This is a genomic window from Microbacterium sp. SGAir0570, from assembly GCF_005491085.2.
Taxonomy (GTDB): Bacteria; Actinomycetota; Actinomycetes; order Actinomycetales; family Microbacteriaceae; genus Microbacterium; species Microbacterium arborescens.
Genome location: NZ_CP027929.1, coordinates 2481224 through 2495917, shown reverse-complemented (window position 1 = coordinate 2495917; position 14694 = coordinate 2481224). Strand labels below are relative to the sequence as shown.

Annotated in this window: 14 protein-coding genes; 7 read left to right on the top strand and 7 right to left on the bottom strand. The window is 70.7% G+C overall.

What is annotated here, in order from left to right:
* Nucleotides 1–2: 2 nt before the first annotated feature.
* Nucleotides 3–275 carry a helix-turn-helix domain-containing protein gene (locus tag C1N74_RS11940; RefSeq protein WP_023955358.1) on the bottom strand — a complete coding sequence of 91 codons (273 nt, stop codon included), beginning with the start codon at nt 273–275 and terminating at the stop codon, nt 3–5.
* 98 nt (nt 276–373) lie between these two features.
* On the opposite strand from C1N74_RS11940, the gene C1N74_RS11935 reads away from it, so the two are divergent.
* The 3 genes from C1N74_RS11935 to C1N74_RS11925 are packed head-to-tail and all read left to right on the top strand — an operon-like array spanning nt 374 to nt 3765.
* Nucleotides 374–1000: an SAF domain-containing protein gene (locus C1N74_RS11935; protein ID WP_088380244.1), complete on the top strand. Its 627-nt coding sequence runs from the start codon at nt 374–376 to the stop codon at nt 998–1000.
* On the top strand, nt 1000–2262 hold the full coding sequence (locus C1N74_RS11930) for a hypothetical protein (RefSeq protein ID WP_137750597.1): 1263 nt from the start codon (nt 1000–1002) through the stop codon (nt 2260–2262). The genes C1N74_RS11935 and C1N74_RS11930 overlap by 1 nt, the downstream gene beginning before the upstream one ends.
* A 9-nt stretch (nt 2263–2271) precedes the next feature.
* Complete coding sequence (locus C1N74_RS11925) at nt 2272–3765, top strand: sensor histidine kinase (protein ID WP_036305931.1); 1494 nt, start codon at nt 2272–2274, stop codon at nt 3763–3765.
* A gap of 70 nt (nt 3766–3835) precedes the next feature.
* Here the strand turns inward: C1N74_RS11925 and C1N74_RS11920 are convergent, their stop codons facing one another.
* Complete coding sequence (locus tag C1N74_RS11920; protein ID WP_023955350.1) at nt 3836–4084, bottom strand: WhiB family transcriptional regulator; 249 nt, start codon at nt 4082–4084, stop codon at nt 3836–3838.
* A 221-nt stretch (nt 4085–4305) separates the two neighbouring features.
* Here C1N74_RS11920 and C1N74_RS11915 point away from each other — a divergent pair, with 221 nt between their 5' ends.
* Nucleotides 4306–4692 (top strand): hypothetical protein, encoded by a 387-nt coding sequence (locus C1N74_RS11915; RefSeq protein WP_023955348.1) that lies wholly within the window; start codon nt 4306–4308, stop codon nt 4690–4692.
* Nucleotides 4693–4708: 16 nt separating this feature from the next.
* On the opposite strand, the gene bcp is transcribed toward C1N74_RS11915, so the two are convergent.
* Genes bcp through aroA form a run of 3 tightly spaced genes read right to left on the bottom strand, consistent with a single transcriptional unit; the run spans nt 4709 to nt 7592 of the window.
* Entirely contained in the window at nt 4709–5176 is a 468-nt protein-coding gene (gene bcp, locus C1N74_RS11910; RefSeq protein WP_137750596.1) for a thioredoxin-dependent thiol peroxidase, read from the bottom strand.
* The gene (gene rsgA, locus C1N74_RS11905; RefSeq protein ID WP_064955658.1) at nt 5173–6252 is read right to left on the bottom strand and encodes a ribosome small subunit-dependent GTPase A; all 1080 of its coding nucleotides are present in this window, start codon (nt 6250–6252) and stop codon (nt 5173–5175) included. Before rsgA ends, bcp begins: the two co-directional genes overlap by 4 nt.
* The gene (gene aroA, locus C1N74_RS11900) at nt 6249–7592 is read right to left on the bottom strand and encodes a 3-phosphoshikimate 1-carboxyvinyltransferase (RefSeq protein ID WP_023955342.1); all 1344 of its coding nucleotides are present in this window, start codon (nt 7590–7592) and stop codon (nt 6249–6251) included. Before aroA ends, rsgA begins: the two co-directional genes overlap by 4 nt.
* A gap of 126 nt (nt 7593–7718) precedes the next feature.
* Between aroA and C1N74_RS11895 the strand changes: the two genes are divergently transcribed.
* A complete protein-coding gene (locus C1N74_RS11895; protein ID WP_197690566.1) occupies nt 7719–8312 on the top strand; it encodes a sigma-70 family RNA polymerase sigma factor in 594 nt (197 codons plus the stop codon).
* Nucleotides 8309–8557 carry a zf-HC2 domain-containing protein gene (locus C1N74_RS11890; protein ID WP_064955657.1) on the top strand — a complete coding sequence of 83 codons (249 nt, stop codon included), beginning with the start codon at nt 8309–8311 and terminating at the stop codon, nt 8555–8557. Before C1N74_RS11895 ends, C1N74_RS11890 begins: the two co-directional genes overlap by 4 nt.
* Nucleotides 8558–8656: 99 nt before the next feature.
* Here C1N74_RS11890 and C1N74_RS11885 read toward each other — a convergent pair whose 3' ends face one another.
* Complete coding sequence (locus tag C1N74_RS11885; RefSeq protein WP_023955336.1) at nt 8657–12376, bottom strand: multifunctional oxoglutarate decarboxylase/oxoglutarate dehydrogenase thiamine pyrophosphate-binding subunit/dihydrolipoyllysine-residue succinyltransferase subunit; 3720 nt, start codon at nt 12374–12376, stop codon at nt 8657–8659.
* Between the two features lie 210 nt (nt 12377–12586).
* Between C1N74_RS11885 and C1N74_RS11880 the strand changes: the two genes are divergently transcribed.
* A complete protein-coding gene (locus tag C1N74_RS11880) occupies nt 12587–14044 on the top strand; it encodes a GuaB1 family IMP dehydrogenase-related protein (RefSeq protein WP_137750595.1) in 1458 nt (485 codons plus the stop codon).
* On the opposite strand, the gene C1N74_RS11875 is transcribed toward C1N74_RS11880, so the two are convergent.
* A complete protein-coding gene (locus C1N74_RS11875) occupies nt 14034–14684 on the bottom strand; it encodes a GNAT family N-acetyltransferase (protein WP_083990522.1) in 651 nt (216 codons plus the stop codon). The two genes, C1N74_RS11880 and C1N74_RS11875, sit on opposite strands and share 11 nt — an antisense overlap.
* Nucleotides 14685–14694 lie beyond the last annotated feature (10 nt).

Sequence of the window (14694 nt, the reverse complement as noted above, 5' to 3'; positions counted from 1 at the left end):
GGTCACTCCGGCCGTCGCTGCCGCGCCCAGAGCTCGGGGAAGCTGGCGACTTGCGATTGCTGCCACAGCGCGGCGCGACGAGCATCCTCGACCTGGGCATCGAGGTAATCCTCGACGCTCGCCGATTCGATGCGCCAGCGGGCGGGCGTTCCCACCTTGGCCCCGACGAGCCGGCCCTCGTGGACGAGCGCGATCACCTCGTCGACCTCGATCTGCAGCGTCTCGGCGACCTGGGACGGGGTCAGGAAGCGCGCGCTGTCGGGGATGGCGGGCATGCCTCCATTATCCGCGCGCGCTCGTTCCTCTGCCCGGCCCTTGACACCCCTGTGGACAACGGCGGGCGTGGTCTCCTCCGCTCGCGCACGATGGGGGTATGGCCGTACGCACCTCCCTCCGCAGCCGCATCCGACGGGCCGACGCACGCGTCATCATCGGCGTCGTTCTCGTGCTGGTCTCCATCGCCGGCGTCTGGTCCGTCGTGTCTGCGGCACGGCAGACCTCGACCGTTCTCAGCGCGGCCCGGACGATCGTCGTCGGCGAACCGGTCGACGCCGCGGATCTGCGGGTCGTCGAGGTGGTGCTGGGGCCGGCAGGCGATCTCTACGCCGCGCCGGGGACCCTCGAGCCGGGCGGGGTCGCGTCGCGGACGATTCCGGCCGGCGAACTGGTGCCGCGCGCCGCGGTGGCCTCTCCTGCGGAGGCGGACGCCACGACGGTCGTCGTGCAGACGACGAATGCCGTACCCGGTTCGGTGACGGCGGGTACTCGCGTCGAGGTGTGGAGCGCACCCCGGCGTGAACGCGACGTGTTCGCCGACCCCCGCATCCTCGTCCCCGACGCGACGGTGCGAGCTCTGCAGAGCAGCGAAGGGCTCGTCGGGCAGCAGCGCTCCGCTGCGGTCGAGCTGGTGGTTCCGCGTGATGACGTCGCCGCCGTGCTCGCCGCGATCGGCTCGGGGGATGCCATCTCCGTGATTCCCGCCACGGGCGGCGGACGCTGATGCGCGTCGTGGTGGCGATCCCGGAGTACGCGCCGTTCGTCGAGCGACTGCGCGCGGGCGGCCTCGCGGACGTGGCAGTGCTGGCCGCCGACGACGTGGCCGTCGCAGCACGCGGCCTCTCGGGTGCCGGAGCGGTGAAGGGGACGGTCCAACGGCCGGGCGCGGCGGACACCGTGGCGAGTGCCGACGTGCTGATCCTGGCCGCATCCCGATCGTGGCTCACGCGCGAGGTCGTGGAACTGTGCGACCGGACGGCGACCCGGATCGTCGCCTGGGCGCGAGGTCCCGCCGAGCGCCGCGCCGCGGAGATCCTCGGGATCGCGGTCGTCGATGCGGGGACGGATGCCCTGGATGCCGTCACAGCGGTGCCTGCCGCGGGGCAGGCCCGCTCGTCGCGCGGACGGGTGATCGTGGTGTGGGGCGCGTCCGGCGCGCCGGGGCGGACGACGCTGGCGATCGAGCTCGCTCGCGAGACCGCACGCGACGGCCGCCGTGTCGCGCTCGCCGATGCCGACACGCACGCACCCGCGATCGCCATCGCGCTCGGCATCCCCGACGAGGGACCAGGCCTCGCGGCCGCGTGCCGCAGGGCATCGCGGGGCGAGCTGACGCCCGGCGAGTTGGCGCGCATCGCCGAGCCTGCCGGCGCCGTCGAGGTGCTCGCCGGGATCAACCGCCCGTCACGCTGGCCGGAACTCGGGTTCGACCGGGTCGCCCGCGTGCTCGAGACGTGCCGTGACTGGGTCGATGACGTCTTCGTCGATGTCTCCGCCTCTCTCGAGCGCGACGAAGAGATCGTGAGCGATCTCGACGGACCCCGCCGCAACGGGGCCACGCTCGCCGCGCTCGAAGCGGCCGACGCGGTCGTTGCCGTCGCTGCCGCCGACCCGGTGGGACTCTCGCGCTTCCTGCGGGTGTATCCGGACCTGCGGTCGATCGTGGGGGCGGTGCCCGTGCACGTGGTGGTCAACAAGCTCCGCGGCGGCCCGCTCGGGATCGACCCGCGAGGTCAGATCCGTCGCAGCTTCGTGCGCTACGCGGGCATCGAGCGATGCTCGTTCGTCCCCTGGGACCCGCGCGCCACCGACGCCGCGCTTCTCGCAGCCCGGCCCGTCGGGGAAGGCAACGGACGGGGATCGATCCCGGCTGCCGTCCGTCGCTTCGTCGGCGAGGTGATCTCGCCACCCGCCCGCCCGGCCGAGGAGGCCCGCCGGCGGCAGCGTGTGACGGCGGGCGCCGCGGCGGCGGGGCCGGCCCCCTAGTCTGGGATGGTGTCGACCCTCAGCGATCTCGTCCATGCTCAAGGACTGTCCACCGACGCCGATGTCGAGTGGCTGCACCGCCTCGCCGGTGACGGCCAGCTGCTGGCCGATCTCGCGTTCGCGGACATCGTCATCTGGGTGCCCACGGCGGACGACTCGTTCATCGCGGTCGCGCACACCCGGCCCGGGGGAGCGGCGACGCTGTTCTACCGCGACATCGTCGGCGACCGGGTGCGGCCGCAGTGGCGTACGCAGGTGAAGGACGCCTTCACCCAGGCGCGCATCGTCGACTCCGCCTCGCCCGACTGGTTCGAAGAGACTCCGACGCGCGTGCGAGCGGTGCCCATCGTGCGGGAACGGGCCGCCGAGGGGCGCCCCGCGCACGTCGTCGGTGTGCTCACGCGGCACACGAACCTCGGTGAGGCGCGGACGCCGTCGCGTCAGCAGATCACGTTCAACGACTGCGCCGACGACCTGTTCGGAATGGTCGCCTCGTCCGATTTCCCCGACCTCAATGCCCCGACCGCGCCGCGTCGCGGTGCGCCGCGCGCATCCGACGGACTCATCCGGCTCGACGTCGACGGCATGACGACCTTCGCCAGCCCGAACGCGCTGTCGGCCTTCAACCGGCTGGGCTTCGAGGACGAGCTCGAGGGGGAGCCCCTCATCGAGGTCGCGACGGCCATCCTCCCCAGCAAACGCGAGTTTGACGAGTCGCTGCCGATCGTGATGGCCGGCCGTGCACCATGGCGCGCGGACATCGAGGCGCGCGGAGTGACCGTCTCGCTGCGGACGATCCCGCTGCGCGACCACGGGACCCGCATCGGTGCGATCGTGCTGTGCCGTGACGTCAGCGAGATCCGTCATCAGGAGCAGGAGCTCATCACCAAGGACGCGACGATCCGCGAGATCCACCACCGGGTGAAGAACAACCTGCAGACCGTCGCGTCGCTCCTGCGCATCCAGGCCCGCCGGACGCATTCGGAGGAGGCGCGCGACGCGCTGACACAGGCCATGCGTCGCGTCTCGGCCATCGCCGTCGTGCACGACACCCTCTCAGAGGGACTCGCGCAGAACGTCGATTTCGACGAGGTCTTCGCACGGGTGCTCAAGCTCGTCGCCGAGGTGGCCGCAGCCCCCAACACCCGCGCCCGGACCCGGTCGACCGGCCGCTTCGGGACCCTGCCCAGCGAGTACGCCACACCTCTCGCTCTCGCGCTCACCGAGCTCGTGACGAACGCCGTCGAGCACGGGCTCGCCGGCACCGAGGGCGACGTCGAGATCGTCGCGGAACGTTCGGCGGAGCGCCTCGAGGTCAAGGTACGCGACTCGGGAAGCGGACTGCCGGAGGGTCAGGTCGGGCGCGGCCTTGGCACGCAGATCGTTCGCACGCTGATCCAGGGCGAGCTCAGCGGGACGATCGACTGGCACACGCTCGTCGGGAGCGGCACCGAGGTGACCATCGACATCCCGCTGCGTTACATCGAGCGAGACGCGAGCTGAGCGGGGCGGTCGGTCTCGCCGACCGCGGTGTCTCGGCGCCGCGTCGGCGACGCCGAGAGCGGAGAGCGCCTCAGGAGGCGCGGCGTGCGCGTGCGGCGCGGCGCTTCAGTGCGCGGCGCTCGTCTTCGGAGAGGCCTCCCCAGACGCCCGAGTCCTGGCCGGTCTCGAGGGCGTACTGCAGGCAGATCTCGGTGACCGTGCAACGGGCGCAGACGGCCTTCGCCTTCTCGATCTGGTCGACGGCGGGGCCGGTGTTGCCCACGGGGAAGAAGAGTTCGGGGTCGACGGTCAGGCAGGCAGACTTATCGCGCCAATCCATGTGGTGCTCCTTGGGGTGGTGATTCTGTCAGGCCGGACTCGGGTAGTCCGGTACCCTGGTTAAGTGTGCGAGCGGATGCTCGCCCCACTTCGCTGTGGGAGCACACGGCTTGGTCTATCGTCCCATAGCCCGGACAGATGAATCAAGGGTGAACTGCGTATTTGCTCGCCGCCGGGCCGTGAATATCGGTTTCGTGCGGCCCGGACCGAAGGTCGGATGCCATGGCCCCTTCTGCTGTCGAACGCATCGCGGGAGCTGTGCTCGCCGCCGAGGCCGTCGCGCTGCTGGCGGTCGTCGGATGGGAGATCGTCGCTCTCGTCGGCGGCGACACGATCGACGTGCCGAGCTCGGTGGCGCTCATCGTCCTGACGGCGATCGGTGCGGCCGCCCTCGTCGCCTTCGCCGTCTCCGTCTGGCGCCGGGTCTCGTGGGGCCGGTCCGGAGGCATCGTGGCGCAGCTGCTCATCCTGGCTGTCGCTCTCGGAGCTGCCACGGGACAGTACGCCGACGCCGGTACCGCTGTGCTCATCGCGGTACCGGGCATCGTCGGCTTCGTGCTCCTCGTGGCCGCCACGCGGCGCGCGGCGCGCGATCGCGGCGAAGCCTGAGGCCGGCCCGCCTCCGTCAGGTCAGGCCGAGCAGCGTCCGGACGCGGGCGACGTGGCCCGTGGCCTTGACGTTGTAGAGCGCGTGCTCGATCCGGCCGTCGGCGTCGATGACGAAGGTCGAGCGGATCACCCCTTCGACGGTCTTGCCGTAGTTCATCTTCTCGCCCCACGCGCCGTACGCCTCGTGGACCGCGTGGTCGGGGTCGCTCAGCAGCGGGTAGGTCAGCTGCTCCTGCTCGCGGAAGCGCCGCAGCTTCGCCTCGTCATCGCGCGAGATCCCGATGACCTCGATGCCCGCGGCTCGCAGCGACTCGACGCTGTCGCGGAAGTCGCACGCCTCGCGCGTGCAGCCCGGGGTCATCGCCGCGGGGTAGAAGAAGACGACCGTGCGCCGCCCGCGCAGGTCCGCCAGCGACAGCGCCGATCCGTCCTGGTCGTCGAGGGTGAATGCGGGGGCGAGGTCGCCCGGTTCCAGACGCGTCATGAATCCAGCCTAGAACGACGTACGGCTGGGTCGACACCGGCCGAGAACGTGCCGAGCAGGCGCTGCAGCGAATCGAGGCGGGCCGGTCCGCGTTCTCCGAGCCGCCCCGCTGCGACCGCCTCGATGATGGCGCAGTCGGGTGCGTCGGGCAGGTGGGTGCATCCGCGCGGACACTCCTCGGCGACGGCGGCGAGGTCGGTGAAGGCGGCGAGGATGTTGGCCGGATCGACGTGTCCGAGTCCGAACGAGCGCACGCCCGGCGTGTCGATGACCCACCCGCGTCCCTCCGGCCCGCGGTACCGCAGCGACACCGTCGAGCTCGACGTGTGCCGGCCGCGCCCGGTGACCTCGTTGACGTGCCCGGTCGCCCGAGCCGCGGTCGGCACCAGGGCATTGACGAGCGTGGACTTGCCGACGCCGGAGTGGCCGACGAACACCGTCGCATGGCCCACGAGCCTCGCCCCGAGCTCGGCCACCGGCATCCGGCCCCGTCCGCTCGTGAGGACCTCGAGGTCGTCGACGCCCTCGAAGTGCGCGAGGAACGCCGAGGGGTCGGCGAGGTCGGTCTTCGTCACCACGAGCAGGGGGTGGATGCCGGCATCGAGCGCGGCGATGAGGTAGCGGTCGACGAGTCGCGGGCGCGGCTCGGGGTCGGCTGCGGCCACGACGATGACCATCTGGTCGGCGTTGGCCACGACGATCCGCTCGACCTGGTCGGTGTCGTCCGCGCTGCGCCGCAGCAGCGTCGTGCGTGGTTCGATGCCGACGATGCGGCCGAGGGTGCCTTCGTCTCCCGAGACGTCGCCGACGACTCGTGCCCGGTCGCCGCTGACGATCGGCTGCTTGCGCAGCTCACGCGCGCGCACCGCGAGAGCGGTGTGCTCGTCGTCGCCGTCTTCGTCGATGAGCACGGTGTAGCGGCCGCGGTCGACGCCCACGACGCGAGCCACCTGCGCGTCGCTGTGGGCGGGGCGCCGCTTCGTGCGGGGTCGGTTCGCTTTCGGGTTCGGACGCATCCGGATATCGGACTCGTCGTACTCCTCGTCGAGGTCGTCGTCGCCGCCGAGCCAGCTCACCCGTCGACCCGCACGTCGTCCGCGAGCATCTCGGCCCACAGCTCGGGGAACTCGGGCATCGTCTTGGCGGTCGTGCCGATGTCGTCGACCTCGACCCCCGGCACGCGCAGTCCGATGATGGCACCGGCGGTCGCCATCCGGTGGTCGTGGTGAGCCCGCCAGAGTCCGCCGCGCAGGGGCGCCGGCGTGATCCGGATGCCGTCTTCGAGCTCTTCAGCCGAACCGCCGAGCGCACGCAGATTGCCGACGAGGGCGGCGATGCGGTCGGTCTCGTGGCCGCGGATGTGCCCGATGCCGTGAAGCGTGCTCGGCGAATCCGCGAACGCTGCCAGGGCGAACAGCGACGGGGTCAGCTCGCTCGCGGCGGACAGGTCGAGATCGACTCCTCGGATCTCGCCGGTTCCGGTGACGGCGAGCACGCCGCTGCGTCGCGTGACGCGCGCCCCCATCTCGGTGAGGATGTCGGCCAGCAGGGCACCCGGCTGGGTCGAGTGCACGGGCCAGTGCGGCACGGTGACACGGCCGCCGGTGAGGACGGCGGCGGCCAGGAACGGAGCCGCATTGGAAAGGTCGGGCTCGATCGTGAGCTCCTTGCCGCGCAGCGGACCGGCCGGCACGAGCCACTCCCGCTCGCTCGGTCGCTCGACGACGACCCCGCGATGGCCGAGGGCCTCGACCGTCATGTCGATGTGGGGAAGACTCGGCAGGCGGTGGCCGTCGTGCACGAGCCGCAGGCCGACGTCGAAGCGAGGCGCGGCCAGCAGGAGGCCCGAGACGAACTGGCTCGACCCGCTCGCGTCGATCGTGACCTCGCCGCCGCGGACGTGGCCGTGGCCGTGGACAAGGAAGGGCAGTGTCCACCGGCCGCCGTCGTCGATGTCGACGCCGAGCTCGCGAAGGCTGCGGATCATCTCGGCCATCGGGCGGTGCAGCGCGCTCTCGTGAGCGGTGACGGTGACCTCACCGCGGGCGAGGCCCGCCAGGGGAGTGACGAAGCGCATGACGGTGCCGGCCTGACCGCAGTCGACGACGGCGTCGCTGACCTCCTCGCCGAACGGCGTCACGACGAGGTCGGGGCCGAATCGGCCATCGCCGGGCACGGCCTCGATGTGGGCTCCCAGAGCCCGCAGGGCGTCGATCATGCGTGCGGAGTCGTCGGAGTGCAGTGGCGCGATCAGGCGGGAGGGCGTCTCGGCCAGGGCGGAGAGCACCAGCTCGCGGTTGGTGATCGACTTGGACCCGGGGACGGCGACCTCGGCTCGGACGGGGGCATCGGCGACGGGAGCGCGCCACGGCGCGCCGATGTCGGCGGGACGGGGGGAATACGCGGCGGGGGTCATGGGTTTCCACAGTATCGAACCCGTTCGTCCTGTCGAGGATGTTCGAAACACGGAGGAAGGGAGTCCATGATCGCACTCGCCGATCCCACAGTCGTGCCGTGGGACGCCCACGTAGACTGGCCGCTGATGGAAGAGCAAGCGGTCACGGATCCGAGCGCCCAATTCGAGGAGCAGGCGCTCCCGTTCATGGACCAGCTGTACGCGGCGGCCATGCGGATGACCCGCAACCCGGCCGACGCGGCAGACCTGGTCCAAGAGACGTTCGTGAAGGCCTTCGCTTCGTGGTCCTCCTTCACGCAAGGGACGAACCTCAAGGCGTGGCTGTACCGGATCCTGACGAACACCTACATCAACACCTACCGCAAGAAGCAGCGGGAGCCCTATCAGGGCACCATCGACGACCTCGAGGACTGGCAGCTGGGCGGTGCGGAATCGACCACCGCATCCAGCAGTCGCTCCGCCGAGGCCGAAGCGATCGACCACATGCCGGCATCCGCGGTGAAGGATGCTCTGCAGTCGATCCCCGAGGATTTCCGGCTGGCGGTGTACCTCGCCGACGTCGAGGGCTTCGCCTACCAGGAGATCGCCGACATCATGAAAACCCCGATCGGCACGGTCATGAGCCGTCTGCACCGTGGCAGACGCCTCCTACGTGACCTGCTGGCCGACTACGCGAAGGAGCGGGGCATCGCGACGCCCCCCACGAGGAGCAAGAAATGAGTGACTGCGGCTGCGACAAGGCGCGACGCGACCTGGAAGAGTACCTGCGCAACGAGGTCTGCAAGACCGAGCACGCCGACATCCGTGAGCACCTCGAGTCGTGCCCGGCATGTCGTGACGAGGCTCTGGTCTCGCGCACGCTCACCGAGGTCGTCGCCCGCGCCTGCCGGGAATCGGCCCCCGAAGAGCTCCGCGACCAGGTGCTGGCACGCCTCCGGAAGGCCCAGGAGGCGGCGCACGCCTGAGCGGCGCTGATCCCGCCCGATCGGCCGATCACGCCGCCACGGGCAACGTGAAAGGGGCGGACGTTCTTCGCACGTCCGCCCCTTTCGTCAACCCCTGAGTCAGAGGGTGAGCGCCTGCTCGATGAGCTTGGCCTGCTCGACCGCGTGCACCTTGGGCGAACCGGTCGCCGTCGATGCCGCTGCGGGCCGGGTGATGCCGCGCACCGCGCGGCCGTCGAGCTTCGCGGCGGCCTCGAGCGCGATGAAGGGCCACGCTCCCTGGTTCTCGGGCTCGTCCTGAACCCACACGACCTCGGCGTTCGGGTAGCCCGCGAGGACCGCCTTCAGCTCGTCGATCGGCGCCGGGTAGAACTGCTCGAGACGCACCAGGGCGATGGCGGGGTTCGGCTTCTTGTCGAGCTCGGACTTCAGGTCCCAGTGGATCTTGCCCGAGTGCAGCAGCACCCGCTTCACCGCGCTCTTGTCGGAGATCGCGGTGTCGTCGATCACGGGCTCGAACTTGCCCTTCTGGAAGTCCTCGACGGGGCTCGTGGCGCCGCGCAGGCGCAGCATCGCCTTCGGGGTGAACACCACGAGCGGGCGACGCGGACGCGCGTACGCCTGGCGGCGCAAGAGGTGGAAGTACGACGCCGGCGTCGAGGGGCGAGCGACGGTCATGTTGTCCTGCGCGCACATCTGCAGGTAGCGCTCGATGCGAGCGGACGAGTGGTCCGGTCCCTGGCCCTCGTAGCCGTGGGGGAGCAGCAGGACGACGCCCGACTGCTGCGCCCACTTCTGCTCGGCCGAGGAGATGAACTCGTCGATGACCGACTGGGCGCCGTTGGCGAAGTCGCCGAACTGCGCTTCCCACAGCACCAGCGAATCCGCCCGCTCCACCGAGTAACCGTATTCGAACGCCATGGCCGCGTACTCGCTCAGCAGGGAGTCGTAGACGTAGAAGCGGCCCTGGTTCTCGGACAGGTTCGCGAGCGGGAGCCACTCCTGGCCGTTCGCACGGTCGTGCAGGACGGCGTGGCGCTGCACGAACGTGCCGCGACGCGCATCCTGCCCGGCGAGGCGGACGTTGGTGCCCTCCATCAGCAGCGATCCGAACGCGAAGAGCTCGCCCATCGCCCAGTCGATGTTGCCGTTGCGGCTCATGTCGTGGCGCTTGTCGAGCAGCTGCTTGAGCTTGCCGTGCACGGTGAAGTTCTCGGGGGCGTTGACGAACGCGTCGCCGATCTGCCGGATGACGTCTTCGCCGACACCCGTCGTCTCGGGGGCGCCGACGGCCTGGTCGATCGGGCCCGACAGACCCACCGGGCCGGACGCGCCGGTCTCGGCGGCGTGCGTCTCGGCGAAGGCGACCTCGAGGCGATCCTGGAAGTCGCGCTTGGCCTGCTCGTACTCCTCCTCGGTGATGTCGCCGCGTCCGACGAGCGACTCGGTGTAGAGCCGGCGGACCGACCGCTTCGCCTCGATGAGGTTCGTCATGAGGGGCTGCGTCATCGAGGGGTCGTCGCCCTCGTTGTGGCCGCGGCGGCGGTAGCAGACGAGGTCGATCACGACGTCGCGCTTGAACTCCTGGCGGTAGCGGAACGCCAGCTGGGCGACGTGGACGACGGCCTCGGGGTCGTCGCCGTTGACGTGGAAGATCGGCGCCTGGATGGTCTTGGCCACGTCGGTCGCGTACACCGAGGTGCGGGCGTCGAGGGGGAGCGTCGTGAAGCCGACCTGGTTGTTGACCACGACGTGGACGGTGCCGCCGGTGCGGTAGCCCCGCAGCTGCGACATCTGCAGGGTCTCGACGACGACCCCCTGGCCGGCGAACGCCGCGTCGCCGTGCACGAGGATCGGGAGCCACGAGAACGACCCGATCGGACCGCGGTCCTGCTTGGCACGGACGATGCCCTCGAGGACGCCGTCGACGGTCTCGAGGTGTGACGGGTTCGCGGCGAGGTACACCGGCAGTTCGTCGCCCTCGTCGCCCACGAAGGTGCCCTCGGTGCCGAGGTGGTACTTGACGTCGCCGGAGCCGCTCTTCGAGCCGATCGCGACGGAGCCCTCGAACTCGCGGAAGACCTGTCCGTACGTCTTGCCGGCGATGTTCGTCAGGACGTTGAGGCGGCCGCGGTGGGCCATGCCGATCGCGGCCCCTTCGAGTCCGGTGCGCGCCGCGCCCTGGAGGACCTCGTCGAGCAGCGGGATGAGCGACTCGCCGCCTTCGAGGCTGAAGCGCTTCTGACCGACGTACTTGGTCTGCAGGAACGTCTCGAACGCTTCGGCCTGGTTGAGCTTGCCGAGGATGCGCAGCTGCTCGTCGTGACCGGGCTTCTGGTACTTGACCTCGACGTTGTCCTGGAACCACTTGCGCTGCTCGGGGTCCTGGATGTGCATGTACTCGATGCCGATCGTGCGGCAGTACGAGTCGCGCAGGACGCCCAGGATCTCGCGGAGCTTCATGACGCGCTTGCTGCCGAACCCGCCGGTGACGAACTCGCGGTCGAGGTCCCAGAAGGTCAGCCCGTGCTGCTCGATCTCGAGGTCGGGGTGCGTGCGCTGGCGGTACTCGAGCGGGTCGATGTCGGCCATGAGGTGGCCCCGCACGCGGTAGGAGTTGATGAGCTCCTGCACACGCGCGGTCTTGTCGACGCGCTCGGCGAGGTCGACGTTGATGTCGGTCGACCACTGGATGGGCGCGTAGGGGATGCGCAGCGCGGCGAAGATCTCGTCGTAGAAGCCGTTCTTGCCGATGAGCAGCTCGTGGACGGTCTTGAGGAACTCACCAGAGCCCGCGCCCTGGATGACGCGGTGGTCGTAGGTGCTCGTCAGCGTGATCGTCTTGCCGATGCCGAGGTTGACGAGCGTCTTCTCGCTCGAGCCCTGGAACTCGGCAGGGTAGTCGAGCGCGCCGGCGCCGATGATGCTGCCCTGACCGCGCATGAGCCGCGGAACCGAGTGCACCGTGCCGATGCCGCCGGGGTTGGTCAGCGAGATCGTGGTGCCCTGGAAGTCGGCCGCGGTCAGCTTGTTCTTGCGGGCCCGGCTGACGAGGTCCTCGTAGGCGGCCAGGTACTCGCCGAAGCTGAGCGATTCGGCGCGCTTGATGCTCGGCACCATGAGCGCGCGGGTGCCGTCGGGCTTGGGGAGGTCGATCGCGATGCCGAGGCCGACGTGCGCGTGCGCGATGACCGACGGCTTGCCGTCGACCTCGGCGTAGGAGACGTTCTGGCTCGGGAAGGCCTTGAGCGCTTGGATCAGCGCCCAGCCGATGAGGTGGGTGAAGCTGATCTTGCCGCCGCGCGTGCGCGCCATGTGGTTGTTGATGACGATGCGGTTGTCGATCATCAGCTTCGCGGGGATCGTGCGCACACTCGTCGCGGTGGGGACCGTGAGCGAGTCGTCCATGTTGGCGGCGAGAGTCTTCGGCATACCGCGCAGCGGGGTGACGACATCCTCGCGCTGCTCCACCTCGGCGGCGGGCGTCGTGGGAGCCTGGGCGGGCACCGGCTGGGCGGCGGCGGGACGGGCCGTCGTGCGCGCGACCGGCTGCGAGCCGACCGTCGGCACGGGCGCCGTCACGGGGTGGGAGGCCGCGGCGGGCTGCGCGGGGGCCGATTGCGCGGGAGCGGCCTCGGCGGGCTTCGCCGGTGCGGATGCGGCGGGCTGGGAGGCGGCGCCGTTCATGTGAGCCGCGTAGGCCTCGAGCGTCGGCCACCACTCCTTGTCCACCGAGTTCTTGTCTTCGCGGAACTGTTCATACAGTTCCGCGACGAGCCATTCGTTCGCCCCGAACTCTCCGTCGTTCGAGGTTCCGATTCCGGTCGCCTGGCTGGACACGGCAGATCGCCTGCTTTCATCGGTGAAGATCAGTTCTCACGGCGGTGGTCCGCCGCCGCGCACAGTCTCCTAGGGTAGCCCAGATCAACGGGCCGGATGCCGCGGCGGCGCCCGTGGTATCGCATCGTGATCGAGCCCGCCGACGACCGGCCGCGGCCGCCCCGGCGCATGCCCGGCTGTCTGCCGGGTCAGCGGCGTAGCGTAGGGAGCATGCGTTTCTCCGGTGCTGAGCCCACGGTCGACCTGACGTACTCCGACGTCTTCCTCGTGCCCCGCCGATCGGCGATCACGAGTCGGCTCGACGTCGACCTCGCTCCCGGCGACGGCACCGCCGCCACACTGCCGATCGTGTCGGCGAACATGAACTCCGTCACCGGTCCCCGCCTGGCCGCCACGCTCGCGCGCCGGGGCGGGCTCGGCGTCCTGCCGCAGGACATGCCGCTGCAGGACCTCGATGCCGCCATCCGCTGGGTCAAGGACCAGCCGGTCGCCTGGGACACCCCGATCGTGCTCTCACCGGATGCCACGGTCGCCGAGGCATCCCGCATCCTTCCCGCGCTGGACGGGCACGGGATCGTCGTCGCGGACCCGTCGGCGGCGACGCTGCGCATCGACGACATCACCGGGATCGTTCCGGCCGCCCGCCTCGCCACCGCGCTGCCGGACGCCCGCCTGGGCGACCTCGTTCGCGGGCGCGCCACCGCGATCGATGCCGACGACGTCTCCGATCCTCGCGCCGCCTTCGACCTCATCGACGCGGCCGACGTCCCCGTCGTCGCGATGCTCCACCAGGGAGCGCTCATGGGCACGCTGTCGCGCCGCAGCGCACTGCGCACCGCGATCTACCGCCCCGCCGTCGACGGCGACGGGCGTCTCATCGTCGCGGCGGCGATCGGCATCAACGGCGACGCGGCGGCCAAGGCGCAGGCGCTCGCCGCCGCGGGCGTGGACGTGCTCGTGGTCGACACCGCCCACGGGCATCAAGAGGGGATGCTGCGCGCGCTGCGCGAGGTCGCAGCGCTCGACCTCGGTCTGCCGATCGTCGCGGGGAACATCGTCACGGCCGACGGCGTCGCCGACCTCGTCGAGGCGGGAGCGACGATCCTCAAGGTCGGCGTCGGGCCCGGGGCGATGTGCACGACGCGCATGATGACGGCTGTCGGGCGGCCGCAGTTCTCCGCCGTGCTCGAGACCGCCCAGGCGGCCGCGGAGCGCGGGGCCCACGTCTGGGCCGACGGGGGAGTCCGCTATCCCCGAGACGTGGCGCTGGCGCTCGCCGCGGGTGCGGCATCCGTCATGATCGGCTCGTGGTTCGCCGGCACGATCGAGTCGCCCGGCGAGGTGCAGCTCGACGAGGAGGGGCGCGCGTTCAAGGAATCGTGGGGCATGGCCTCGACGAAGGCCGTCGTCGGCCGGTTCGGACGCCTCGACGCCTACGAGCGAGCCCGCAAGGAGCTGTTCGCCGAGGGCATCTCGTCGTCGCGGATCTACCTCGACCCGCTGCGCCCGGGCGTCGAGGATCTGCTCGACATGATCACCTCGGGCGTGCGCTCGTCGTTCACCTACGCGGGAGCCGCGACGGTCGCAGAGTTCCACGAGCGCGCGACGGTCGGCCTCCAGTCGGCCGCCGGCTACGAAGAGGGCAAGGCGCTCCCCGTCAGCTGGTAGGGCTCGCCGCCCGCGACGGCCCGCGGCCGGACGACTCCCATTCGTCGCGCAGCACACCCATGACCACCGAGTCGTAACGTCGGCCGCGCACCTCGCGCGCGTCGCGGAAGCGCGCCTCCTCGGCGAAACCGAGACGACGGCCGACAGCGAGCATCCGCTCGTTCCCCGACCAGGTCGCGTAGTCGAGCCGGACCACGGAGGTGGTGCGGAAGAGGTAGTCGGTCCAGATGCGCAGGGCCGCGGTACCCACCCCGCGGCCGCGCTGCCCCGGGTCGTAGACCGTCAGGCCCATCCGGCGCCAATCCGAGGCTTCCGACTCCCAGTGCCACGAGACGGTGCCGAGCATCGTCGCCGGATCGTCCGTCGTGACGATGACCGCCCGCGTCAACGGGGCGTGCGCGGCGTACGATCCGTCGGCGATGCTGGATGCGAGCCGCGCGCACGCGGCATCCACCCCCGCGCCGTCGAGCTTGGGGAAGTAGGGGCCGTCCCAGCGATGCCAGTCCTGATCGGGCTGGAGCCATCTCCGGTACGACTCGACATCGGCCGGCACGAACGGACGCACACGGATGCCGCGGCTCTCGCCGATACCCGTCGTTCGGTCTTCCACGTTCCCCGGCGCGCTCGTCGAATCCGTCATGGGTCGATTC